The 22,461-nt window shown below is 69.2% G+C and carries 20 protein-coding genes and 1 riboswitch; of the genes, 12 read left to right on the top strand and 8 right to left on the bottom strand.

Annotation, left to right across the window (positions count from 1 at the left end):
* Positions 1-102: 102 nt before the first annotated feature.
* From hpnE to OID54_RS31515, 8 genes are all read left to right on the top strand, one after another.
* Positions 103-1,524, top strand: coding sequence for a hydroxysqualene dehydroxylase HpnE (gene hpnE, locus OID54_RS31480; RefSeq protein WP_443055710.1), 1,422 nt, complete (start codon positions 103-105; stop codon positions 1,522-1,524).
* Positions 1,525-1,562: 38 nt separating this feature from the next.
* Positions 1,563-2,630, top strand: a complete 1,068-nt coding sequence (locus OID54_RS31485; protein WP_329027891.1) for a polyprenyl synthetase family protein — start codon at positions 1,563-1,565, stop codon at positions 2,628-2,630.
* A gap of 148 nt (positions 2,631-2,778) precedes the next feature.
* Positions 2,779-4,812, top strand: a complete 2,034-nt coding sequence (shc, locus tag OID54_RS31490; protein WP_329025088.1) for a squalene--hopene cyclase — start codon at positions 2,779-2,781, stop codon at positions 4,810-4,812.
* Between the two features lie 118 nt (positions 4,813-4,930).
* A complete protein-coding gene (locus tag OID54_RS31495) occupies positions 4,931-5,593 on the top strand; it encodes a phosphorylase family protein (protein ID WP_329027893.1) in 663 nt (220 codons plus the stop codon).
* A gap of 5 nt (positions 5,594-5,598) precedes the next feature.
* The gene (gene hpnH / locus OID54_RS31500) at positions 5,599-6,621 is read left to right on the top strand and encodes an adenosyl-hopene transferase HpnH (RefSeq protein ID WP_329025090.1); all 1,023 of its coding nucleotides are present in this window, start codon (positions 5,599-5,601) and stop codon (positions 6,619-6,621) included.
* Between the two features lie 190 nt (positions 6,622-6,811).
* Positions 6,812-8,230 carry an aspartate aminotransferase family protein gene (locus tag OID54_RS31505; protein WP_329025092.1) on the top strand — a complete coding sequence of 473 codons (1,419 nt, stop codon included), beginning with the start codon at positions 6,812-6,814 and terminating at the stop codon, positions 8,228-8,230.
* Positions 8,231-8,294: 64 nt separating this feature from the next.
* On the top strand, positions 8,295-8,915 hold the full coding sequence (locus OID54_RS31510) for an XRE family transcriptional regulator (protein ID WP_329025094.1): 621 nt from the start codon (positions 8,295-8,297) through the stop codon (positions 8,913-8,915).
* Positions 8,916-8,992: 77 nt separating this feature from the next.
* The gene (locus OID54_RS31515; RefSeq protein WP_329025096.1) at positions 8,993-9,193 is read left to right on the top strand and encodes a DUF6126 family protein; all 201 of its coding nucleotides are present in this window, start codon (positions 8,993-8,995) and stop codon (positions 9,191-9,193) included.
* Positions 9,194-9,304: 111 nt separating this feature from the next.
* On the opposite strand, the gene OID54_RS31520 is transcribed toward OID54_RS31515, so the two are convergent.
* Entirely contained in the window at positions 9,305-10,120 is an 816-nt protein-coding gene (locus OID54_RS31520) for a tyrosine-protein phosphatase (protein WP_443055711.1), read from the bottom strand.
* 420 nt (positions 10,121-10,540) lie between these two features.
* Positions 10,541-10,713, top strand: a riboswitch (cyclic di-AMP (ydaO/yuaA leader).
* 3 nt (positions 10,714-10,716) lie between these two features.
* Between OID54_RS31520 and OID54_RS31525 the strand changes: the two genes are divergently transcribed.
* Together OID54_RS31525 and OID54_RS31530 are read left to right on the top strand one after the other, a co-directional pair.
* On the top strand, positions 10,717-11,751 hold the full coding sequence (locus OID54_RS31525; protein WP_329025098.1) for a LysM peptidoglycan-binding domain-containing M23 family metallopeptidase: 1,035 nt from the start codon (positions 10,717-10,719) through the stop codon (positions 11,749-11,751).
* Positions 11,752-11,977: 226 nt separating this feature from the next.
* Entirely contained in the window at positions 11,978-12,742 is a 765-nt protein-coding gene (locus OID54_RS31530) for an SGNH/GDSL hydrolase family protein (protein WP_329025099.1), read from the top strand.
* Positions 12,743-12,843: 101 nt separating this feature from the next.
* Here OID54_RS31530 and OID54_RS31535 read toward each other — a convergent pair whose 3' ends face one another.
* From OID54_RS31535 to OID54_RS31555, 5 genes are all read right to left on the bottom strand, one after another.
* Positions 12,844-13,770 carry an STM4011 family radical SAM protein gene (locus tag OID54_RS31535; protein ID WP_329027897.1) on the bottom strand — a complete coding sequence of 309 codons (927 nt, stop codon included), beginning with the start codon at positions 13,768-13,770 and terminating at the stop codon, positions 12,844-12,846.
* Between the two features lie 8 nt (positions 13,771-13,778).
* Positions 13,779-15,158: an STM4012 family radical SAM protein gene (locus OID54_RS31540; protein WP_329025101.1), complete on the bottom strand. Its 1,380-nt coding sequence runs from the start codon at positions 15,156-15,158 to the stop codon at positions 13,779-13,781.
* Complete coding sequence (locus tag OID54_RS31545; RefSeq protein ID WP_329027899.1) at positions 15,155-15,970, bottom strand: STM4013/SEN3800 family hydrolase; 816 nt, start codon at positions 15,968-15,970, stop codon at positions 15,155-15,157. Before OID54_RS31545 ends, OID54_RS31540 begins: the two co-directional genes overlap by 4 nt.
* A 70-nt stretch (positions 15,971-16,040) precedes the next feature.
* Positions 16,041-17,276 carry an STM4014 family protein gene (locus OID54_RS31550; protein WP_329025103.1) on the bottom strand — a complete coding sequence of 412 codons (1,236 nt, stop codon included), beginning with the start codon at positions 17,274-17,276 and terminating at the stop codon, positions 16,041-16,043.
* A 2-nt stretch (positions 17,277-17,278) separates the two neighbouring features.
* On the bottom strand, positions 17,279-18,235 hold the full coding sequence (locus tag OID54_RS31555; protein ID WP_329025105.1) for an STM4015 family protein: 957 nt from the start codon (positions 18,233-18,235) through the stop codon (positions 17,279-17,281).
* Positions 18,236-18,412: 177 nt separating this feature from the next.
* Between OID54_RS31555 and OID54_RS31560 the strand changes: the two genes are divergently transcribed.
* Both OID54_RS31560 and OID54_RS31565 read left to right on the top strand, forming a co-directional pair.
* Positions 18,413-18,739 carry a hypothetical protein gene (locus OID54_RS31560; RefSeq protein ID WP_329025107.1) on the top strand — a complete coding sequence of 109 codons (327 nt, stop codon included), beginning with the start codon at positions 18,413-18,415 and terminating at the stop codon, positions 18,737-18,739.
* A gap of 171 nt (positions 18,740-18,910) precedes the next feature.
* Positions 18,911-19,984, top strand: coding sequence for a DUF6745 domain-containing protein (locus tag OID54_RS31565; protein WP_329027902.1), 1,074 nt, complete (start codon positions 18,911-18,913; stop codon positions 19,982-19,984).
* 327 nt (positions 19,985-20,311) lie between these two features.
* Here OID54_RS31565 and OID54_RS31570 read toward each other — a convergent pair whose 3' ends face one another.
* Both OID54_RS31570 and OID54_RS31575 read right to left on the bottom strand, forming a co-directional pair.
* Entirely contained in the window at positions 20,312-21,250 is a 939-nt protein-coding gene (locus OID54_RS31570; RefSeq protein WP_443055712.1) for a carbohydrate kinase family protein, read from the bottom strand.
* A gap of 263 nt (positions 21,251-21,513) precedes the next feature.
* Positions 21,514-22,134: a TetR/AcrR family transcriptional regulator gene (locus tag OID54_RS31575; RefSeq protein WP_329025109.1), complete on the bottom strand. Its 621-nt coding sequence runs from the start codon at positions 22,132-22,134 to the stop codon at positions 21,514-21,516.
* Positions 22,135-22,461: the final 327 nt, after the last annotated feature.

The following is a 22,461-nucleotide window of genomic DNA, read 5'->3' on the forward strand; positions in this document are numbered from 1 at the left end:
GGCTACCGGTCGGATCGCAGGTCCGCAGCCCGCCCCGACCCGTTGCTCACCGGGGCACTTCGGCGACGCTCGGTCCGCGAGCAAGGGCAGCAGGGGGGCCGCATGAGCGACAACACCACCGACATCCGCCACGAACCACCAGCGGACGACGCCGCGAGCGGGCGGCACGCGGTCGTCATCGGCGGCGGTCTCGCCGGCATCACCTCCGCCCTGCAACTCGCTGACGCGGGCCTGCGGGTCACCCTCCTCGAAAGCCGCCCCCGGCTCGGCGGGCTCGCCTTCTCCTTCCAGCGCGGCGACCTCACCATCGACAACGGCCAACATGTGTACCTGCGCTGCTGCACCGCCTACCGCTGGTTCCTCGACCGGGTCGAAGGCGCGCACCTCGCACCGCTCCAAGACCGACTGGATGTGCCCGTACTGGACGTGGGCCGAGCGTCCGGGCCCCGGCTGGGCAGGCTGCGCCGGTCCGCGCTGCCCGTGCCCCTGCACCTCGCCGCAAGCCTCGCGACGTACCCGCATCTCTCGCTCGCCGAGCGGGCGAGCGTCGGCCGGGCCGCACTCGCACTCGGTCGCCTCGACCCCGCCGACCCCGAGCTCGACGGCATCGACTTCGCCACCTGGCTCGGTCGCCACGGCCAGACCCCACGGGCCATCGAAGCCCTGTGGGACCTGGTGGGCGTGGCCACCTTGAACGCCACCGCGGCGAACGCCTCGACGGGACTTGCGGCCATGGTCTTCAAGACCGGGCTGCTCTCCGATCCCGGAGCCGCGGACATCGGCTGGGCCCAGGTGCCCCTCGGCGATCTGCACGACACCCTCGCCCGTAAGGCGCTGGAGTCGGCGGGCGTGCGCGTTGAGACCGGGGCCCGGGTACGGGAGATCAGGGCGGCCCGTGACGGCGGCTGGCGCGTCGAGATCGACGGAGAGGGGCTCGACGCCCACACCGTGGTGCTCGCCGTCGCCCAGCGCGAGGCCCATGCCCTGCTCCCCGAGGGAGCTCTCGCCAACCCCGACCGGTTGCTCGACATCGCCACCGCGCCCATCCTCAACATCCATGTCCGCTACGACCGCAAGGTGCTGCGCCGGCCCTTCTTCACCGCGCTCGGCTCCCCGGTGCAGTGGGTCTTCGACCGTACCGAGGCCGCCGGACTGAAGGAGGGCCAGTACCTGGCCATCTCCCAGTCGGCGGCCCAGGAGGAGATCGACGCACCCGTGGCGGAACTGCGGGCCCGGTACCTGCCCGAGTTGGAGCGGCTGCTGCCGCCCGCACGGCAGGCCCGGGTGGATGACTTCTTCGTCACCCGTGAGCGGACGGCCACCTTCGCCCCCACTCCGGGCGTCGGCAGACTGCGGCCCGGTGCGCCGACCCGTGCGCCCGGCCTGTACCTTGCGGGCGCGTGGACCGCCACCGGCTGGCCCGCGACCATGGAGGGCGCCGTGCGCAGCGGATTCACCGCCGCCGGCGCAGCCCTCCATGACCTCGGCCGCCCCCATGAACATCCGCTCAAGGAGGCGGCGTGAGCCCGTTTACCGGAACAAGAGGAGAGACCGTGCCGACTGTGCCTTCGGCGAATCCGGCTGATGACACCGCAGCAGGCGTGGACGTCGCCGCGCTCCTGGAGCGCGGACGTGCCCTGTCGACACCGGTGCTGCGCGCTGCCGTGGACCGCCTTGCGGCACCCATGGACACCGTTGCCTCGTACCACTTCGGTTGGATCGATGCCGAGGGGCGGCCGTCCGTCGGGGACGGCGGCAAGGCCGTGCGGCCGGCGCTCGCACTGCTCTCGGCGGAGGCCGCGGGAGCCCCAGCCGAGGTCGGTGTTCCCGGCGCCGTCGCCGTGGAGTTGGTCCACAATTTCTCGTTGCTGCACGACGACCTGATGGACGGCGACGAGCAGCGCAGGCACCGGGACACCGTGTGGAAGGTCCATGGGCCCGCCCAGGCCATCCTGGTGGGTGACGCACTCTTCGCCCTCGCCAATGAGCTCCTGTTGGAGATCGGCACGGTGGAGGCAGGTCGCGCCACCCGACGGCTGACCAGCGCCACCCGCAAGCTCATCGACGGCCAGGCCCAGGACATCTCGTACGAGCACCGCGAGCGGGTCACCGTCGAGGAGTGCCTGGAGATGGAGGGCAACAAGACGGGCGCACTCCTCGCCTGCGCGGTGTCCATTGGTGCGGTGCTCGGCGGCGCGGACGACCGCACCGCCGACACCCTGGAGGCGTACGGGTACCACCTCGGCCTCGCCTTCCAGGCCATCGACGACCTGCTGGGCATCTGGGGCGATCCCGATGCGACGGGCAAGCAGACCTGGAGCGACTTGCGCCAGCGCAAGAAGTCCCTGCCGGTCGTCGCGGCACTCGCCGAGGGTGGTCCGGCCTCAAGGCGCCTCGGCGAACTGCTCGCAGCGGACGCCAAGAGCAACGACTTCGACACCTTCTCCGAGGAGGAGTTCGCCACCAGGGCCGCACTGATCGAGGAGGCGGGCGGTCGTGAGTGGACCGCCCAGGAGGCACGCCGTCAGCACACCGTCGCCATCGAAGCACTGGCAGGCGTCGACATGCCCACCCACATTAGGGCGCAGTTGAGCGCGCTCGCCGATTTCGTCGTCGTACGGAAGCGATAGTCCGGCAGGACGCGAGAGAGATGATCCCCACGCCGCCCCCCATATCCATGGCAGTCGCCGACCAGTGAGCGGAACCTGAACCGCCCGCCGGCCGACGGAAACCCCAGCACCGCAGAGCACAGCGCACCACTGCACCGAAGGGGAAGCCATGACAGCGACGACCGATGGAAGCGGTGGGCCCGTGCGGGCCCACGCGGCTACGGCCGGCGAGATGACCGAAGTCCACGTGCCCCTGCACCCCGGCGGCCATGACGTGCTGGGGAACGCACGACGGGCCGTGGCACTGTCCGTCGAGCACCTGCTCAGCAGACAGGACGCCCAGGGCTGGTGGAAGGGCGACCTGGAGACCAATGTGACGATGGACGCCGAGGACCTGCTGCTCCGGCAGTTCCTCGGCGTCAGGGACGACCGCACCACCAAGGCCGCTGCTCGACACATCCGCGCCGAGCAGCGCGAGGACGGCGCCTGGACCACCTTCTACCGGGGGCCGGCTGATCTGTCCGCCACCATCGAGGCGTACGTGGCGCTCCGACTGGCCGGAGACCTGCCCGACGAGCCCCATATGGTGCTCGCCTCCGCATGGGCGCGACGGCACGGCGGGATCGCCGGTGCTCGTGTGTTCACCAGGATCTGGCTGGCCCTGTTCGGCTGGTGGCAATGGGACGACCTGCCCGAACTGCCCCCGGAGCTGATCTTCCTGCCCCGCTGGTTCCCCCTGAACATCTACGACTTCGGCTGCTGGGCCCGCCAGACCATCGTGCCGCTCACGGTGGTCTCGGCCAAGCGCCCGGTCCGACCGGCGCCGTTCACACTGGACGAACTCCACACCGATGCCAGGCGGCCCAACCCGCCCCGCCCGCTGGCCGCCGCCCTGAGTTGGGACGGCTTCTTCCAGCGCGCGGACAAGGCCCTGCACCTCTACCACAAGGTGGCTCCGAGGAGGCTGCGCCGAGCGGCGATGGACGCCGCGGCGCGGTGGATCGTCGAACGCCAGGAGAACGACGGATGCTGGGGCGGCATCCAGCCGCCGGCCGTCTACTCCCTGATCGCACTCCATCTGCTCGGCTATGACATCAACCATCCCGTCATGCGCGCGGGGTTGGAGTCCCTGGACCGCTTCGCCGTGTGGCGCGAGGAGCACGGCGAAGCAGGTGGGCCTGTCCGTATGGTGGAGGCGTGCCAGTCGCCCGTGTGGGACACCTGCCTGGCGACTGTGGCACTTGCGGACGCCGGACTGCCGCCCGATCACCCCGCCCTGGTCCGGGCGGCCGACTGGATGTTGGGCGAGGAGGTGGTCCGGCCCGGCGACTGGTCGGTGCGGAGACCACAACTGGCCCCCGGCGGCTGGGCCTTCGAGTTCCACAACGACAACTACCCCGACATCGACGACACCGCTGAGGTGATCCTCGCCCTGCGTCGGGTGCGTCACCCCGACCCGATGCGGGTCGAGGGCGCCATCGCCCGGGCGACGCGCTGGACCTTCGGCATGCAGTCCAAGAACGGTGCCTGGGGCGCTTTCGACGCGGACAACACCAGCCCCCTCCCCAATCGGCTGCCCTTCTGCGACTTCGGCGAAGTCATCGACCCGCCGTCAGCCGATGTGACCGCGCACGTCGTCGAGATGCTGGCCTACGAAGGCAGGACCGACGACCCCCGCACCCGCCGCGGCATCGACTGGCTCCTCGCCGAACAGGAGCCGACGGGGGCCTGGTTCGGCCGATGGGGTGTCAACTACCTCTACGGCACCGGTTCGGTGGTGCCCGCGCTGATGGCGGCGGGAATGTCAGCCGCCCACCCTGCCATCCGGCGCGCGGTGCGCTGGCTCGAATCCGTACAGAACGACGACGGCGGCTGGGGCGAGGACCTGCGCTCCTACGACGAGGAGGAGTGGGTCGGCAGGGGTGCATCCACCGCATCCCAGACCGCATGGGCCCTGCTCGCTCTGCTGGCTGCGGGGGAGCGGGAGAACAAGGCGGTTGAACGGGGTGTCGCCTGGCTCACCGGAACACAACGCGCCGACGGCTCCTGGGACGAGCCGTACTTCACCGGCACGGGCTTCCCCTGGGACTTCTCCATCAACTACCACCTGTATCGCCAGGTCTTTCCGCTGACCGCGCTCGGACGCTACGTCAGGGGTGAACCAGTGCTCGCCGGTTTTGCCTCGGAGCCTGCGCGTGGCTGACCCACGGGGCCCGGAACAACACCCCCCTGACCCGGGCCGGGCACCGCAACACGCCGGTGCGGACCGAAGGGCGAACGGACTTCCGACGGACCGCGAGCGCGGCGCAGAGCACGCGGAACTGCGCGATCAGGACCCCACCGGTTCCCGTCCCCTGTTGATCGCCTGTGCGCTGGCGATCGAGAGACTGGCCCTGCGCACCGGGGCACGTGGTGCGCAGGGCCGGGCGACCGTCCTGCGCACCGGAATGGGGCCTGGGAACGCCGCGCGTGCCCTCGGCGCCGCGCTGGCCGACCCCTCCCTGCGCGATGCGGCGGTCATCGCCTCGGGCTTCTGCGCCGGGCTCGCACCCGGCATGCGCCCCGGTGACCTGGTGGTGGCCACCCGGACCAGGGGCGGCGAACACACCACGGTGACCGACCTCGGCACGCTCTGCATCGAGACCTCGGCCCTCGCCGATGCGCTCGCCCGGGCGGTTCCCGGACGCCGGGTCCACACGGGGGTGCTCATCGGCTCCGCCCATGTCGTCCGCGGCCCCGAAAGGGCTGCCCTGCACGCCGGGGGAGCGATCGCGGTGGACATGGAGTCGGCGGTCACCCTGCGTACCGCCCTACGCGTCGGGCCCCGTCCGGTTGCGGCCGTCCGGGTGGTCGTGGACGCTCCAGAGCATGAGCTGGTCCGTATTGGCACGGTGCGCGGTGGAATATCAGCTTTCCGTGTTCTCCGTGCCGTACTTCCTGCATTTCATGAATGGCACCGTTCTCTGCCGCTCCCCCGGAGGTGAGCTAGATGGCCATGCCGCTCCGTCAGACCATCCGCGTCGGAACCTATCTCTTGGAACAGAAGCTTCGCAGGCGGGAGAAGTTCCCACTGATCGTCGAACTGGAGCCGCTCTACGCCTGCAACCTCGCCTGCGAAGGATGCGGGAAGATCCAGCACCCGGCCGGTGTGCTCAAGCAGCGCATGCCGGTGGCACAGGCGGTCGGGGCGGTGATGGAGTCCGGTGCCCCGATGGTGTCGATCGCGGGCGGCGAGCCCCTGATGCACCCTCAGATCGATGAAATCGTGCGCCAGTTGGTGGCCAAGAAGAAGTACGTCTTCCTCTGCACCAATGCGATGCTCCTCCGCAAGAAGATCGAAAAGTTCACTCCCTCCCGCTACTTCGCCTTCGCCGTGCACATCGACGGACTGCGCGAACGGCACGATGAGTCGGTGGCCAAGGAAGGAGTGTTCGACGAGGCGGTGGCAGCCATCAAGGAAGCCCAGAGCCGGGGCTTTCGCGTCACCACGAACTCGACCTTCTTCAACACCGACACCCCCCAGACCATCATCGAGGTGTTGAACTACCTCAACGACGATCTCCAGGTCGACGAGATGATGATCTCCCCCGCGTACGCCTACGAGAAGGCGCCCGACCAGGAGCACTTCCTGGGCGTCGAGCAGACCCGCGAACTGTTCAGGAAGTCCTTCGCCGACGGCAACCGCCGGCGCTGGCGGCTCAACCACTCGCCCCTCTTCCTGGACTTCCTGGAGGGCAAGGTCGACTTCCCCTGCACGGCCTGGGCGATTCCCAACTACTCGCTGTTCGGCTGGCAGCGGCCCTGCTACCTGATGAGCGACGGCTACGTGCCCAGCTACCGCGAACTCGTCGAGGAGACCGACTGGAGCAAGTACGGCCGAGGCAAGGACCCGCGCTGTGCCAACTGCATGGCCCACTGCGGCTATGAGCCCACGGCCGTACTCGCCACCATGGGCTCGCTGAAGGAATCCCTGCGTGCGGCGCGCGAAACGATGTCCGGCAACCGCGGATAGCAGGCCGGCCGCGCGAGCCAACCCCACCGGGATCGTCCCCAAGGACTGCTCTTCGCTGTGGACTCGCGCGGTCGGACCCGTCGGCCGCCCACCACACGGTGCTGCCGCGGGCCAGGGGGAGGGGCGCCGCACCGACCTGGCCGGAACTCCTTCCCGTCCCCGCGGCGCAGGCAGTCAAGGAGAACAACCCATGACCGATCCGCGGTCCTCGGTGAACGGGTCGCGCCCCGCCGGCTTCGACCTCACGGCCCTGCTCGCCGCACGCGGCGCCGAACGCTACGCGCTGCACGAGCGCCACCTCAACCCACAACTCCCGCGCATGTTGCAGACCATCGGATTCGACAAGGTCTACCAACGGGCCGAAGGCGCGTACTTCTGGGACGCCGAGGGACGGGACTACCTCGACATGCTCGCCGGCTTCGGGGTGATGGGGCTCGGTCGCCACCACCCCGTCGTCCGGCAGGCACTGCACGACGTACTGGACGCCTCACTGGCGGACCTGACCCGCTTCGACTGCCCGCCCCTGCCCGGGCTGCTCGCCGAGAAGCTCCTCGCCCACAGCCCCCATCTGGACCGGGTGTTCTTCGGGAGCAGCGGTACGGAGGCGGTGGAGACGGCCCTGAAGTTCGCCCGGTACGCCACCGGACGCCCCCGGGTCCTCTACTGCGACCACGCCTTCCACGGGCTGACCACCGGATCCCTCTCCGTCAACGGAGAGTCCGGCTTTCGGGAGGGCTTCGCTCCGCTCCTGCCCGACACTCCCATCGCCCTCGGCGACCTCGACGCCCTGGAGCGGGAACTGCGCACGGGCGATGTGGCCGCCCTCATCGTGGAACCCATCCAGGGGAAGGGGGTCCACGAGTGCCCGCCGGGCTTTCTGCGCGCAGCCCAGGAACTGCTCCACCGGCACCGGGCGCTCTTGATCGTCGACGAGGTGCAGACCGGTCTGGGGCGGACCGGGGACTTCTACGCCTACCAGCACGAGGAAGGGGTGGAGCCCGATCTGGTCTGTGTGGCGAAGGCGCTCTCCGGCGGCTATGTGCCGGTGGGGGCCACGGTCGGCAAGGACTGGATCTTCAAGAAGGTCTACTCCTCCATGGACCGGGTGCTGGTCCACTCGGCGAGCTTCGGCTCCAACGCACAGGCGATGGCGGCCGGCCTCGCGGTCCTCTCGGTCATCGAGGACGAACAGATCATCGCCAACGCCCGGGCGACCGGTGACCTCCTGCGGTCCCGGCTGACCGCCCTCGTGGACCGATATGAGTTCCTCCATGCGGTACGAGGGCGGGGCCTGATGATCGGAATCGAGTTCGGACGTCCGCAATCCCTGGCACTGCGCAGCCGCTGGACCGTGTTGCAAGCGGCCCGCAAAGGTCTGTTCGCCCAGATGGTGGCGGTGCCCCTGCTGGAGCGGCACCGGGTCCTGACACAGGTCTCCGGGGACCGGATGGAAGTGATCAAATTGATTCCGCCGCTGACGATCGGCGAACGCGAGGTGGATCGGTTCCTGGCCGGTTTCACCGCGGTCATGGAGGACGCACACGCCGGCGGCGGCTTGATGTGGGACTTCGGCAGGACGCTGGTCAAGCAGGCCGTGGCCAACCGCTGAGCTGGTATTTTGCCTCTGAGGCACGAAACTTGCCTCAGAGGTACTTTCCTGGCGCAATGGACCCATGCAGAGTCCTCCCGGGGGCCACCCCCCGGACCTTCGAACCCGGGTCGGGGAGCCGCCGGCCGAGCTGCCGGACGTGGCGCCGCAACTGCGCGACCTGCGTCGCAGACGGGGGCTCACCCTCGAAGCGGCTGCCCAGCGCGCAGGACTGTCGCCCGCGCACCTGTCCCGCCTGGAGACCGGCCGCCGTCAACCCTCGCTGCCGATGCTGCTCTCCCTGGCCCGCATCTACGGTACGACCATCGCCGAGCTGCTCGGCGAACTCGCACCCGAGCGCGACCCGGTCATCAGGGCCGGCGTTCGCGAGCCCGCCGTGGCCGACGGCTGGACCTATCACCAGGTGGGGACCCCCGGGCGGGCCATGCAACCGCTGCGACTGGTGGTCCCCTACGGCGCCCAGGGGGAACTGGTGCGGGTCCACCCGGGCGAGGAATGGCTGTACGTCCTGGACGGGCGACTTCGACTCAGCCTCGGGGAAGCCGTCCACGAACTGGGACCGGGAGACAGCGCACACTACGACTCGCTCACTCCCCACCGGATCGCAGCGGCCACCCGTGAAGGCGCGGAGATGCTGTTCGTCCACACCCTGCTCCAGAGTCCCGACCTCTATCCGCACGTCTGATCCAGCCGAGCGCCCGCCCGGAGCGATCCCCAGCACGCGGGACGAGCCCAACAAGACCGGAAGTCGAGAGGACCGCCATGTCAGAGAACCCCACCGCACCTGAGAACACCGTCGCACCCGAGAGCACCTCGGTGACCGACAACGCCGCAGCGGTCAGGAAGGGCAAGGAGAACGGACGGTTCCCCCGTGGCATCTGGGTGCGCCTCTTTGCCTATCTGATCGCCGGCCATGTGTTCGCCGGCTTCCTCTATCTCCTCTTCGAGATGGGCGCCAAGTAGCGACCGGTCATCGAGGCGGACGCCTGCACGGGGCGGCAGTGACCGCCGCGGGCGTCAAGCCGGTCATGGCCCGCGCCCACGGCTGTCAGGTCCGCCCGCCCGCCCTCGGAATCAGACCTCGTCGAGCAGTCGGTCGCGCAACTGCTCCCGTGTCCGGGGAGTGATCCCCAGCCCCTCGGTGAGGTACCGCTCCGTTCCGCCCCACGTCCGGTCGATGGTCTCGAACGCGGTGTGGAGGTACTCCCTGCGCGCGTCGAAGAGCGGGCTGAGCAGTTCCATCACCTCGGGCGACATCCCGGCCGGTGAGGCATCACTGCGGTGCACCCGGTACCGCCGGTGCGGATCGTTGGACTTGAGGTAGTCCGCCTCGATCGCGTCCCGCTCCACGCCGACCGCCAGCAGTGACACGGCTATGGAGAGCCCTGCGCGGTCCTTGCCCGCAGCGCAGTGCATCAGGGCGGGGACACTGTCCTCGGCGAGGGAGTGCAGGACCCTGCTGTGCTCGCCGGTGCGTTCCGTGATGATCATCCGATAGGAGTCGGACATCCGTGCCGCGGCCTGGCCGTCCCCCAGGATGGACCGCAACTGCTCGATGTCTCCGTCGCGCACCATCTGCCAGAACTCCGCGCCGTCCGCAGGGTCACTGAGCGGGAGATTGAGGTTGCGCACGCCCTGGAGGGGAATGTCCGGGCCTTCGAGCAGCATGTCCGCCTCATTGCGGAAGTCGAAGATCGTGTGTAGCCCCAGCGAGGACAGGAACGCCGCATCGCTTCCGGTCGCATGGGCCAGATGACCGCTGCGGAACAGCCGCCCATGTCGCACCCGACGTCCGTCCAGAGCCGGCAGGCCGCCGACGTCCCGGAAGTTTCGTACTCCGGTCAGTTCCGGCTCGATGGACGGGACCTGCGGCGGCAGCTGCTGCGTCACAGAGGCTCCTGAGGGTCACTGCCGTCGGCGCGGCTCGCCGACATTGGCGTGTTCTCGACGATACGACATCCGCTCATCGGGTGATCATTTTGTGTGATCTCTCTTGGGCCGATTGTTCCACCCATTACCCGCGATGGAGGCACGAGCTGCTTCTGTCCGAATTGGGTACTTCGGTGGTTGGATGTCCTGCCTGTCGAGTGGCTGAGGGCCCGCTCGTGAGCGGGATCATAGTGGTGACCCTCAGTTGCGGCGTACCACAGAGGATTTCCGACGGGGCGGCGGGAGTTGTCGCATCGCCTTCCACGGAGTGTTACGGGAAATTCCCCCCGTCGTGACCTTAGTCATTGATCAGAAAAGGGCCCGGCTTGTTTGCCAGAAGAGGGCTCGATTACGGTCACGGAACTCCGGACGGATCGCCTAATCCTGCCGCCGCCCGGAATTCATCCACATCCACGCGTGGCAGGAGCGGGGGACCCAGGTAGTACGCCGATCCGGATTTCCGGACGGCTTGGGGTGAAGTCGCGCAGAAGCGCGGCCGGGCATCTCCAGCTCGAACCCGACAGCTCACCTCGTAGGCGCCGGAGAGGAAATGCGCCATGCCCGCAAAGGGTAAGCACCGCCGTACCAGGACCAGCACCATCACCCGGGGAATCGTTGCCGCCGGCACCGGTGGCGCAGCCATCGCCCTTCCCTTGATGGGCGCCACGAACGCCTTCGCCGCCGAGCAGACCGCACCCGTCGCGGCCCCCGTGGTCGCCTCGGCCGCCACCACCGCACCTGCGACGGCGCCCGCCGAGCGGGTGGCCACCCAGGTCACCTACCGGGTCGTCGCGGGCGACTACCTGTCCAAGATCGCGCAGGAGCACCGGGTCGACGGTGGCTGGCAGCAGCTCTACGCCGACAACCGTGCCGCGGTCGGCGAGAACCCCTCGCTGATCCACCCCGGCCTCAAGCTCACCATCGGTGGCGCGTCCGCCGCCGAGTCCAAGACATCGGAGTCCAAGACGTCCGAGTCGAAGACGGCTGAGAGCAAGCCCGCCGCGCCGGCGAAGCCCAAGGCCGCCGCCGAGCCGAAGCAGGAGCGCCCGGCCAAGGTCGAGCCGAAGCAGGAGCGTCCCGCCAAGGTCGAGACCGAGGTCAAGAAGGACGATGAGGCTCCGGCCGCCCAGTCGTCCGCCGCCCAGACCTCCACCGCCGCCGAGTCCGCCAGCGAGGCCACCGGCTCCGGCTGGGCCAGCCCGCTCTCCGCGGTCGGCGTCAGCACCTCCTACAAGGTCTCGGGCGCCATGTGGTCCAGCGGCTACCACACCGGCATCGACTTCGCTGCCCCCACCGGCACCACCGTGCGCTCGGTCGGCCCCGGCACCGTCGTCTCCGCAGGCTGGAGCGGCGCCTACGGCAACGAGGTCGTCATCCAGCACACCGACGGCAAGTACTCCCAGTACGCCCACCTGTCCTCCCTCTCGGTCTCCTCGGGGCAGAGTGTGAGCGGTGGGCAGCAGATCGGTGCGGTCGGTTCCACCGGTAACTCCAGTGGTCCGCACCTCCACTTCGAGATCCGCACCAGCCCCGGCTACGGCTCCGACGTCGACCCGGTGTCGTACCTGCGTCAGCACGGCGTCTCGCTCTGACCGAGTCGCCCTGACCCGGTGCCGGAGGTCGTCCGCGATCCACGGCCACCAGCACGAGGAAGTCCCCGTTTCGCAGCCGTGAAACGGGGCTTTCGTGTATTCCCAGGGGTGCGCCCTTTTCCTGGTGGCATAGATCACCCGGCGTCAACCCCTCCTTACGGTCGCGTAGGTCACATCGCGGAGGACAAGATGAGTGGTCGTGGCAGGCGATTCGGGAACAGGGAGCATGAATACATTCGCGTCGTACGCGGCGATCGGCGACAGCTTCACAGAAGGGGTCGGGGACCCCGCACCTGACGGAACCTTCATCGGCTGGGCGGATCGATTTGCCGCGCTTCTCGGTGACGGAATGCCGCAACACACCTTCCGTTACGCGAACCTCGCCGTGCGCGGCAGACTCCTCGACCAGATCGTCGCCGAACAGGTGCCCCGCGCGAAGGAGCTCGCCCCGGACCTGGTGACGTTCTGTGCCGGAGGGAACGACATCATCCGGCCGGGCAGCGACCCGGACGATGTCGCCGAGCGACTGGAACGGGCGGTCGCCGACCTCGCCAACGCGGTGGGCACCGTCATGGTGACCACCGGTTTCGACACCCGGGGGATGCCGGTACTGCGCCATCTGCGGGGCAAGGTGGCCACGTACACCGCGCACGTCCGGGCGATCGCCGACCGGCACGGCTGTCCGGTACTCGACCTGTGGTCCTTGAAGTCAGTCCAGGACCGTCGTGCCTGGGACACCGACCGGCTGCATCTGTCGCCCGACGGACACGCCAGGGTCGCGGTGCGCGCCGCGCAAGTGCTGGGGCTCGACGTCACCAACGATCCCGACCAGCCCTGGCCCCCGCTACCGCGGCGCGGCACGTTGGAGGTGCGGCGGGACGACATCTACTGGGCGCGCGAGCATCTGGCGCCCTGGATCGGCCGCAGGCTCCGCGGCGAGAGCTCGGGCGATCACATCGAGGCCAAGCGCCCCGACCTGCTGCCCCTGTAGCCCGCTCTCGCCCCCACCGCCCGGTCTCCGACCGCGCAACGGTCGTCCACCTTTCCCCTACGGTCCCGACCGCGGAGCGGTCCTGCACCGATCCGCTACGGTCACATCGTCTGTCCAGCAGGCGGCCCGGCATCGGCATCCCGCGAACGCAGGATCGCCCGGCTCGAAGGCCGTCGCCCCGGGGCGGGCGAGGCCGGGATCCGCTCCAACACCCCACCGGCGAAGACGTCGTACAGCGGCAGCGACTCCAAGTGGACATACCCGATGTGGCAGTCGCACACCGCGAGTGGACACGGACGCGGGCGCAGCGCCTCGCGGTAGGAGCCGTCGTAGAGGTTGCCCAACTCCGCCGGGACGAAGTGGCAGCGCCGTACCGTGCCGTCGCCGTCGACGGACACGACGGACTCCCCGGTCCGGCACGGCAGCCCGGCCGACCGGTGCGCACGGCGGCTGTAGGCGAAGAGGGGGTCGAGTTCCGTCCACTTCGCTGCTTCGGCGTCCGTGTACGCGTGTCCCTCCGCCGCGTTGACCCAGAGGTAGATGTGATCGGGCAGGGCTGCGCGCAGTTCTCGCGCATGGTCGAGGTGCTCCGGTACGCCGACGATGCCCACGCTGAATCGGACGCCGAGCCGAGTCAGGTCCTCGCACTTGCCGAGGAATCGCTCGTAGGGGGTCTGTCCCGGGTGGTAGGTGCACCACAGCGCGAGGGTGGTGAGGTCCGCTTCCGCGAGCCAATCGGTGCGGCAGCTGAGATTGGTCTGGATCGCCACCCTGCTCACCTGGGGCAGCCGGGAGAGTTCGACGAGGGCGCGCCGGTACCAAGAGCGCACCAGACCCTCGCCCCAGGGTGTGAACAGGACCGACAGTCGATCGTCGCCCTGTTGGGACACCCAGGTGGTGAATCGTTCCAGCGCAGCCCGGTCCGTGCGCAGTTGCTGGGGGGTGTCGCGGCGCTTGGCGAACGGACAGTAGGGGCAGTCGTAGTCACAGGAGGCCAGCGGACCCCGGTAGAGCAGGGTCAGATCCATGGGATCGCTCATTTGGATTCGTACTCCGCCATGGCCGTGCGAACCGTGGGGGAGAAGAGCTCCGGCCCCAGCGCGTCCGAGTGCGCCAGCCCTTCCGTGCTGAGCTTCAACCGCCCGGGCGTTCCGCTCTCCAACCAACCGAGTGCGGCGAAGCGGCCCAACTCGGCGGCGAAGTCATCGACGGGATTGCACCGGAATCGCTCCCGGTAGTCGGCCGCGTCCATGCCCTCTGCCTGGAGCAGTGATTGCAAGAGATGGCGACGACGTGCCTCCGTCCCGTCGATGCGGTAGCCGAACTCGGCATGGGCGAAGTCCTCGGTCCGCGTGTAGTCGTCGATGATGGAACGCACTTCACCGGGCCGCACCGCGTAGTCGAAGGAGTAGTGCAACTCGGAGGTGTACGAACGGGCTCCGCAACCGAGTCCGATCATTCCGTCGGTCTGGCACGCGTAGTCGTCCGCCCCCTGAGCGGGTGCGTCCGGACGGCGGAACATACGCATCGACACCTGCTCGTAGCCCTGGTCGCGAAGATGGTCGCGGCCCTGGCGGTACAACCGGAGCCGTTGCTCGTCCCACGCGGCTTCGCCGCTCGGGTGCCCCGGTGGGTGTGAGTCGATCGTCTGCCCCGTGCCGGTGGGGCCGCGCCGGTCGAGACCGGTCATGGGCCGGACGTACAGCGGATAGAGGTAGAGCTCCTCCGGTCGCCAGGCGAGCGCCGCATCCAGTGAGCGACGCCAACTGTCCTCCGTCTGACCGTCGATGCCGTAGATCAGATCGATGTTCAGCACGGGGATGCGCGCGTCCCGGATGCGGCCGAGTGCGGCCTCGACCTCTGCCCGGCGTTGTGGACGGACGGCCGCCTTCGCCTCCGTGTCGCTGAAGCTCTGGACGCCGATGCTGAGCCGCGTTGTGCCGCGCTCCGCGAGTACGGCGAGCCGATCCGCGGTGGCTGTGGCGGGGGATGCCTCCACAGACAGGGGTATCGCGGTCAGTTCGGCCCCCATGCGCTTCTCGGCGATGTCGCAGAGCCGCTCCAACTCTCCCGCGGTGAGGAAGGTGGGTGTGCCACCGCCGAACGCTGCCGCAGCGAACCGCACGGGCGCGCTGTCGCCCAAGGCATCGCGCACCGTGGTCGCCTGGCGGTCGAGCGCATCGAGGTAACGGGTGGTGAGCTCGTCGGGAGCGCCGATACGTGTGAACAGATTGCAGAAGCCGCAGCGGATCTCGCAGAACGGGATGTGCAGATACAGGGAGAGGGCGTCGGTCGGCTCCGCCGCCCATGCGTCGCGCAGACGGGGACGGTCGGCGAGCCTGCGGTAGGCCGTCTTGTGCGGATAGGCGTAGACATAGCTCTGGTAGGGGCGGGGTGTGACCAGGGAAGTGCTCATGCGGGTGCCTCGTCGGACTCAAGGAAGAAGTGGGCGTACGGCACGGTCCAGACGGCTTCGTGGCCCAGGCGGTGGCCGGTGTAGCCGTCGTCGCCGTAGGTGGTGCCGTGGTCGGAGCAGACGATGACGAAGCAGCGGCGGCGGCTGCGAACCGCCGTGAACAGCCGCCCGATATGACGGTCCACGTACTCCAGCGCCGCGGCATGGGATTCGCGGGTGTCCCCGGACCTCTCGGTGGCGCCCGGCAGATGGAACCAGTTGGGCTGGTGCAGTGCGGGGACATTGATGAACAGGAACAGACGCTGATCGGGCGACAGGGCCTCGACCACCTCTTCGGCGCGCTCGATCTGGGCCTCGAACGACACCGGCGAGGTCACCCCGAACTCCGGTTCCCAGTGGCTCTCCTGAAACAGACCGGGCAGTACGGAGCCGAGAGGACCCTGCTGGTTGAAGAAGCCGACGCCCCCGATGCACACCGTGCGGTACCCGGCATCGGCGAGGCCGGAGACGAGGTCGGGCGCGTCGAAGACGAACGTCCGCCCCTCGGTCGTCTCGCTCCCGGCGAAGCGGGCGGCGAAGAGCCGCGGATGGGGGCCTGGCTCGGCCGGCGTCGGAAGGAACCCCGCGAACATGGCCTGGTGGGATGCGTAGGTGAAGTTCCCGGGGGCGTGTCGCCGCTGCCAGGTACCGCCCGGTAGGAAGCGGGCCAGATGGGGTGTGCGGCCCGCTGCACAGAGTTCGTCGGCGACATCGTGGCGCAGGGTGTCCAACGTCAGGAACAGGATGTCGTCGCGTCCGACGACGTCGTTCATGTCCGGGTCGTCGGGCCGAGCGGCGCCTTCGGCGCTCGCGGACGGTACGGGCGGAGGTACGACGGCGGCGTCAGGCGTGGGCACGGTGGTTCCTCGTCCTACGGGGCGCTGTGGTGCGCGACACCGTTGTGGTGGGCGCCGGTGGTTCGTCAGCGGTGTCAGCGGTGTTGGTGGGCCGGGAGCGGGTTGCGCATCGCATCCGCACGGCGGTGATCTGGGCGCCGTAGGTGTCCTCGGACTCGGCGCCGCTCCCGGGAAGACCGGTCAGACCGGGCAGCAGATCACCGAAGGCGTTGACCTCCCCGATGGAGAAGCTCCGCCAGTCCGATGCGGGTAGGAGGTCGACCCCGACCCGCAGTGAGCCGGGGAAGGCGGACGCAGCCTCTTCGCACAGCCGCAGCGCCCCGCCCCAGTCCCCGCCTGCCCTCTCGATGGCGATGCGTGCCGCGGCCAGATCGCCGCGGGTGCCGCCGAGGTGGAGATTGGTCATGGGGGAGCGACTGGTCCGTACGACCGCGTGCGTGGCGCGGCCGGCGGTGACGACGACCCGCAGATCTGCGGTCCGCCCGTCCTGGGATGCCTTGGGGACCCAACGCTCGATGTGCAGACCGTCCGGAGCCAAGGTGTCGACCAGCGCCGCCACTTCCCCTTCCGTACGGTAGCGGCGCACCCTCAGCGAGTTGTACAGCCGACCCAGGTCGTCGCGTTCGACCGAGGTGGTCGCCTGGACCCGACCGCCGCTCGCGGTCTCCACGGCGAGTACGCCGGACGCCGATGAACCATGGGCGAGTTTGATGAAGATCCGGCGCAGGCCGGTGCTCTGCTGGAGGGCCCTGACGTCCGCCCAGCCATGGACGGGGGGTACATCGCCACCGGAGGTCGGCGAATCGGGCACGGCGAGTCCTGCGGTCGAGAGCACCCCGTGGCAGAGTCGTTTGTCGAACAGGACCGTCAGATCGGCAGGATCGTCGAGCAAGGTGGCACCCGCCGCGCTCGCGATGGCGGAGACCTCGTGGACCGCTGCCGTGAAGCGTTGGTACCAACGGGCGGTGCCCTCCACCCGGGTCGGATCGTCGACGCCCCGTAGGGCCTTCTCCACCTCGGCGTCTTCGCCCGGCGAATCCAACCGCACCCACTCGTCGGCATGGAACCGAGCCCGCCCGCGCAGCACATCGATCCACGGGACCACCCGTACCTCGGGCAGCCGGGCACGCCGTGCGGCCTCCCGGAAGAGGACGACACGTCGGTTGGTCGGATTGCCGACGACCACCAGCTGGGGCGCGGCCGGCGGGCGGGACTCGGCCATGGTCACTCCGCCACGGAGGTGTAGCGGTGGGTGTCGTCCTCGTCCTCGTCGGTCTCACCCAACTCGGCTTCGGACAGGTTGATCGACACGTCCGTCCCCGCGAAGGTGGCCTCCAGACGCTCCACCATGGGAGCGCTGAGGAAGTGATGGTGGAGATCGAGGCGGCGAAGGTGTGTCAACGGCTGGCCGTTCAGCAGTGCTTCCGCCCCCTCGTCGCCGAGGGTTCCCATGGACAGATCCAGCGTGTGCAGGCGGGCCACTACGGGAGCTCCTGCGAACGCCGTCGCGATCTGGTCCTGGATGTCGCTGTTGCGGAGCGCCAGATAGCCCAGGTTGGGCAGGCGGGAGCCGGCGAAGAAGGGTTCCAGGTCCGCGACCGCGGTGTCCGCCCCGTACCAGGACGATCCGAGCCAGATGTCGAGGCTTTCCAGCGCGGGGAGGTCGCTGTCCGCGATGCCGCGGACGACAGCGACCGGCAGTCCACCGGACTCCACCACGAGCGATTGCAGCTTGGCATGACGGATCTTCGAGAACTGCAGGCCGCTGCCGCCGCGCACACCGAATTCGACCAACTCGGGAAACGCCTCGGGCAGGGAGGCGACCTCGCCCTGATGGATCCAGGAGATCTCGCACTCGTCGTACGTGATGTCTCCGAGAAACAGTGCCCGCAGGGCGGGGAAGTCGTCCGCGGATTCCGTCAGGGTGGAGATGATCTTCTCTGGGCCGCGGTCGTACGCCTCGTTCCACAGGCCGACGACCAGGGCCCGCACCTCCGTGGTGTCCACCGCAGCCACGAAGCGGGCGAAGGCGTCCTCCCACTCCTCCCCGTCGTATTCCGCGGAGACTCGCCAGGCCACGGACGCCACGGACGGCAGCTCGGTCTTCGCCTGGGCCGAGGCCGTGGGGAAGTCGAACACGGGCAACCCGTGCAGCTCGTGCAGATGGCTGGAAATGGTCATGACGGGCTCCAGATGGGGCGACATTGATCGGCCAGTTCCGAGCAGTTGTACCAAGTCCCACTGACAACGCGACGCGCAGGGCCGTTCCCGCTCGCCGCGTCGGTGCGTTGTCAGACCCTGCGGTTAGCGTCGATTCCAGCTTCGGCGCACCGGGCGCCGGGAGTTGAGGGGAGAGCCATGTACCGGCAGGGAGACGTGCTGATCGTGCCCGTCGCGGAGGAAGCCGTGCCATCACACATCGCACAGGCCCGATCGCAGTCGCGGGACGGAGTGGGTCGATTGGTGCTCGCCCTGGGCGAAGTCACCGGTCATGCGCATGCGGTGATGGGGCCGGGACGGTTGGTCCTGGAACCCGGCCCCTTCGGTCCGATGGTCCTCCACCTCCCCGAGGGCGGCCGGGTCGTGCATGAGGAACACGCGGCGATCACCCTCCCCAAGGGTTGGTACCGAGTGGTGCGCCAGCGCGAGTACCTGCCGGGAGCGGTGCGCATCGTCGCCGACTGACACCACAACGCTCCACCGCACTGCTCCACATCACATCGCTCGACATCACAGTGAAGAACGGCACGCAGAACAGGACGGCACCGGGTGAGAGCCGGTCGAACGGGGACGGGGATTCCTATGCAACACGTTCAGCCCACGCAGCAGATCCAGCACATGCAGTCCAGCCAAGGCATCCACAGTACGGACAGGTGGCGGGCCGTTGCCGCGGCGACGGGACCGGCGGACCGGACAGCCGCCGAGGACGGCGTACGGCTGGCCTACCGGACCGCGGGGCTGGCTGAGCCCGAGCGCATCGTCTGGGTCGAATCGCCGCGGGCGGGCGTCGAGGCGGTTCGGGCCCTCAGTGGCGCCGGACCCTCGGTCCGGGAGCAGGTGCGCACCCGCCCTTGGGCGGAGGAGCGCCGTCGGGTGCACGACGAGTTGGGTCCGGCGGGTTGGACAGAGTTGTGGGGGTCCACCGGTGCCCGGTTGTGGGACACCACACGAGCACTCGCCGACCGCATCCGGGCCGGCGTCGTCGACGAACTGACCGGTCGCTCCACTGCCCGGGTGTCGACAGACGGTGCGGGGCCACTGCCTGGGGCCGTCGACGACAACACCGCGGAAGAGCGGCCTACTCTGCACTCGATCCGAGATGTGCTGTTGGACGCCGTCCTCGGCCAGCACGATGCCGCCTGGCTGGCCGCCTTCGACGGCCGGAGCGAGCGTCTGGACGGTCTCGCGAGCGTCGCCGCCCACGCCGGCTGGTGGTGGCCCTACGAAAAGGTCGTGGTGATGTGCGAGCGTCCGACCGTACTGCACCGCGATGAAGCCGGCCGGCTCGACAGCGGTGAGGGTCCCGCGCTCGCCTTCCCCGACGGCTTCAGCCTCTACGCCTGGCGTGGCATGCCGGTGCCCGCGGCCTTCCTCGGCGAACTGTCCTCCATCGATGCCCCACGCATACGCAACGAAGAGAACGCCGAACTGCGTCGGGTGATGCTGGAGCACTACGGCTATGACCGCTATCTCGCCGAGTCGGGCGCGAAGCCCGTACACAAGGACGAGTCGGGCATCCTCTGGCGGATCGAGTTGGCCGATGACGAGGATGTGGTGATGGTCGAGGTCGTCAACTCCACGGCTGAGCCCGACGGCACGTTCCGTACCTACTGGCTTCGGGTGCCGCCCACCACGAGGACCGCCAGGGAGGGTGTTGCCTGGACCTTCGGGCTTCAGGAGCAGGCGTACGAGCCGCTGCGACAGACCTGACCCACAGTGGGGACGGCACAGGGGTCCGCAGTCTTGCTCCCCCGGGCGCCGGTGGGCTTCCCGGTACCGCACCTCGTGGGTCCGGGCTCGGTGGCGGAGACCCTGGAGGGTGCGCGCGACTGGTCGACGCCTTCGAGACCCGCGGTCTGGCCACCGGCGTCGGCACGTGCCGTGCCCTGCCGTGATCGTGGGTCGCGGCCGGATGAGGGAGCAAGCTGGGCGGGCCACCGGGCGCCCCGGGCCTTGGGCGGCCCGAGGGTCCACGGGGGTACAGGACGGCCGATGGTCGTTGGTGGGAAGGGCAGCCGTCGGGCCGCGTCCGGTCCGTCAGACCCGGACCGACAACAACTCCTCCTGGCTGATCAACGCGGTGCTGCCCTCGCCGGTACAGGCATGAGCCCCCGCCCGCGCGCCCAACCGGGCGCTCGTCTCCAGGTCCTGGCCGGCCAGCAGACCGTAGAGGAACCCACAGACATAGGCGTCGCCCGCCCCGCTGGAATCCACCACCGGAGCGGGTGGAATCGCGGCGGGGATGGGTCGGGGAGTGCTGCTTCCCTCCCGCAGGAGGAGGTAGGAGCCACCCGCTCCGGCGGTGGCGATCACGGCCTGCGCGCGCCCGCTGCGCAGGATGTCCCGCATCACGGAGGCTATGCGCTCGCCGGCCCCCGCGGAGCTGAGGAAGACCAGGTCCGACCGGAGCGCGAACTCCCGTTGGCGTTCGTCGACGCCGTCCCAGTCCTGGAGGTCGGTGGAGACGGAGAGACCCATGGCCGCGATGTCGTCGAAGAGGTGCCGGGCGAAGTCCACGGCAGACAGATGGACATGGCGTGCGCGCTGGAGATAGGGGAGGTAGAAGTCGCGCGGCATCCGCAGGTCTTCGGGGTCGCGGCCGTCGTGGAACGACACCTTGCGCCCCGAGGGGTCGACCAGACTGACGGCGCGCCGGGTACCGGTGGGGGACAGGAGGGGGTCGAACGCCACACCGGCCGCGATGAGTCGTTCATGGACCTGGCGTCCGGCCCAGTCGTCACCGAGGAAGTCGAGGAACGCAACGTTCATCCCGAGTGCTCGGCACCCCAACGCCACGTTCCCCCCGGTGTGCCCGGGCCATTCATGGATCGGCGCGACGCCATGGGTGTCCACGAGGGGTACGGGCAGTGAGCCGACCCGGACGACGGTGGCCACGCCGCTGCCTCCGATGACGAGCACATCGTGAGGGTGGTGCGGGGAGGCAGGATGGCTTTGCTGCTCAGACAGGTGCGACACAGTCGCACAGTAGCCGTTGTGCTGCCGCCCGGGGTCGGTGTCCGAAATGGTGGGGGTTGGCGATCTGCCTGACGTTCGGCCACACGTGCCCCGGCCCCGCGAGCGGCTGATTGCCGTTCACCGGCAGGGAATCCCGGCCCATGGGGAACAGGTGGGGACACGGCTGCGCATGAGGGCGGCAGGTTCGCTGAACCTTTGACCGGACCACATGGCACGACCGTCAGCAGAGCTCAACGTTCCATTGCCGGAGGCACACTCCGGGGTCAGCGAACGGCCGCCGCGAGTTCCTCGCGGTTCAGGCCCAGTTCACGTGCCAGGGCGTCATCGGTCCACTCCAGCATGGCGGCACGGGAGAGGGAACCGGCGTACGAGGTCATCTGGACGGCGAGTCCGTCGAGGAACGCCGTGAGTCGCCAGGCCGCCTCAGCCGGGTCGGGACAGGGGAATTCGCCCGCCTCGGCCCCCTCTGCGATGACTTCCGTCAGTGCTGCCTTCCACTGTTGATCCAGGTCACGGGCGACCTCCCGGAGTGCGGGCTCACGCAACGAGACCGCCCAGCCCTCGATCCACAGCCGCCAACCCTTGGCCGGGCCGGTCGGTGCGTACCACCGGACCGCCGTCCTCAACCTGCGCAGTGCCGAGGTGCGCCGGCTGAGCAGTTTCCGCAGATGGGCGAGATCACCGTCGGCGGCGTGGGTGAAGGCGGCGGCCACCAGTTGCTCCTTGCTGGAGAAGTGGTAGAGCACCAGCGCATTGCTGACGCCGAGCGCTGCGGCGACATCGGCGATCCGCAACGCGGCCACTCCGCGCAGTTGGATCTGCTCAACGGCCGCGCCGAGGATTTCCTCGCGTCGCTCCGCCACGCTCAATCGGACTCTGGCCACGGGGCAACCCTACACAGTTGATCTTGACCTGGAAAATTGCCATGCCCACATCATGTTCGGGGCTGGTGGGGCGCTTGCAGCGGGTGTTCGTCCTCCCGTACCGACCGGTTCGACGGGATGGCGACGCCCTCTCGCTCCGGGGTCGATCCGGCCGAGGGCGCCGGTGGATGCCAGCCCGCATCGACGGTGGTCGTCTGCGGGCGGCCGGTTGTGTGGGGACCGGCCCGGCCCCGGGCCGTACGCACGGCCGTCTTCGAGTTCAACGCCGCCCGCACTCGGTCGTGCGCGTCGATGTCACACCTCCCGACCCCGGTTGGACGAAGGCCC

This window comes from Streptomyces sp. NBC_00690 (genome assembly GCF_036226685.1).
In the GTDB taxonomy this organism is placed as follows: Bacteria; Actinomycetota; Actinomycetes; order Streptomycetales; family Streptomycetaceae; genus Streptomyces.

Excerpts from the sequence above, each read along its gene's own strand:
- hpnE (WP_443055710.1), top strand. The coding sequence starts at position 103 with ATGAGCGACAACACCACCGACATCCGCCACGAACCACCAGCGGACGAC.
- shc (WP_329025088.1), top strand. The coding sequence starts at position 2,779 with ATGACAGCGACGACCGATGGAAGCGGTGGGCCCGTGCGGGCCCACGCG.
- hpnH (WP_329025090.1), top strand. The coding sequence starts at position 5,599 with ATGGCCATGCCGCTCCGTCAGACCATCCGCGTCGGAACCTATCTCTTG.
- OID54_RS31505 (WP_329025092.1), top strand. The coding sequence starts at position 6,812 with ATGACCGATCCGCGGTCCTCGGTGAACGGGTCGCGCCCCGCCGGCTTC.
- OID54_RS31510 (WP_329025094.1), top strand. The coding sequence starts at position 8,295 with ATGCAGAGTCCTCCCGGGGGCCACCCCCCGGACCTTCGAACCCGGGTC.
- OID54_RS31515 (WP_329025096.1), top strand. The coding sequence starts at position 8,993 with ATGTCAGAGAACCCCACCGCACCTGAGAACACCGTCGCACCCGAGAGC.
- OID54_RS31525 (WP_329025098.1), top strand. The coding sequence starts at position 10,717 with ATGCCCGCAAAGGGTAAGCACCGCCGTACCAGGACCAGCACCATCACC.
- OID54_RS31530 (WP_329025099.1), top strand. The coding sequence starts at position 11,978 with ATGAATACATTCGCGTCGTACGCGGCGATCGGCGACAGCTTCACAGAA.
- OID54_RS31535 (WP_329027897.1), bottom strand. The coding sequence starts at position 13,770 with ATGGATCTGACCCTGCTCTACCGGGGTCCGCTGGCCTCCTGTGACTAC.
- OID54_RS31540 (WP_329025101.1), bottom strand. The coding sequence starts at position 15,158 with ATGAGCACTTCCCTGGTCACACCCCGCCCCTACCAGAGCTATGTCTAC.
- OID54_RS31545 (WP_329027899.1), bottom strand. The coding sequence starts at position 15,970 with ATGAACGACGTCGTCGGACGCGACGACATCCTGTTCCTGACGTTGGAC.
- OID54_RS31550 (WP_329025103.1), bottom strand. The coding sequence starts at position 17,276 with ATGGCCGAGTCCCGCCCGCCGGCCGCGCCCCAGCTGGTGGTCGTCGGC.
- OID54_RS31555 (WP_329025105.1), bottom strand. The coding sequence starts at position 18,235 with ATGACCATTTCCAGCCATCTGCACGAGCTGCACGGGTTGCCCGTGTTC.
- OID54_RS31560 (WP_329025107.1), top strand. The coding sequence starts at position 18,413 with ATGTACCGGCAGGGAGACGTGCTGATCGTGCCCGTCGCGGAGGAAGCC.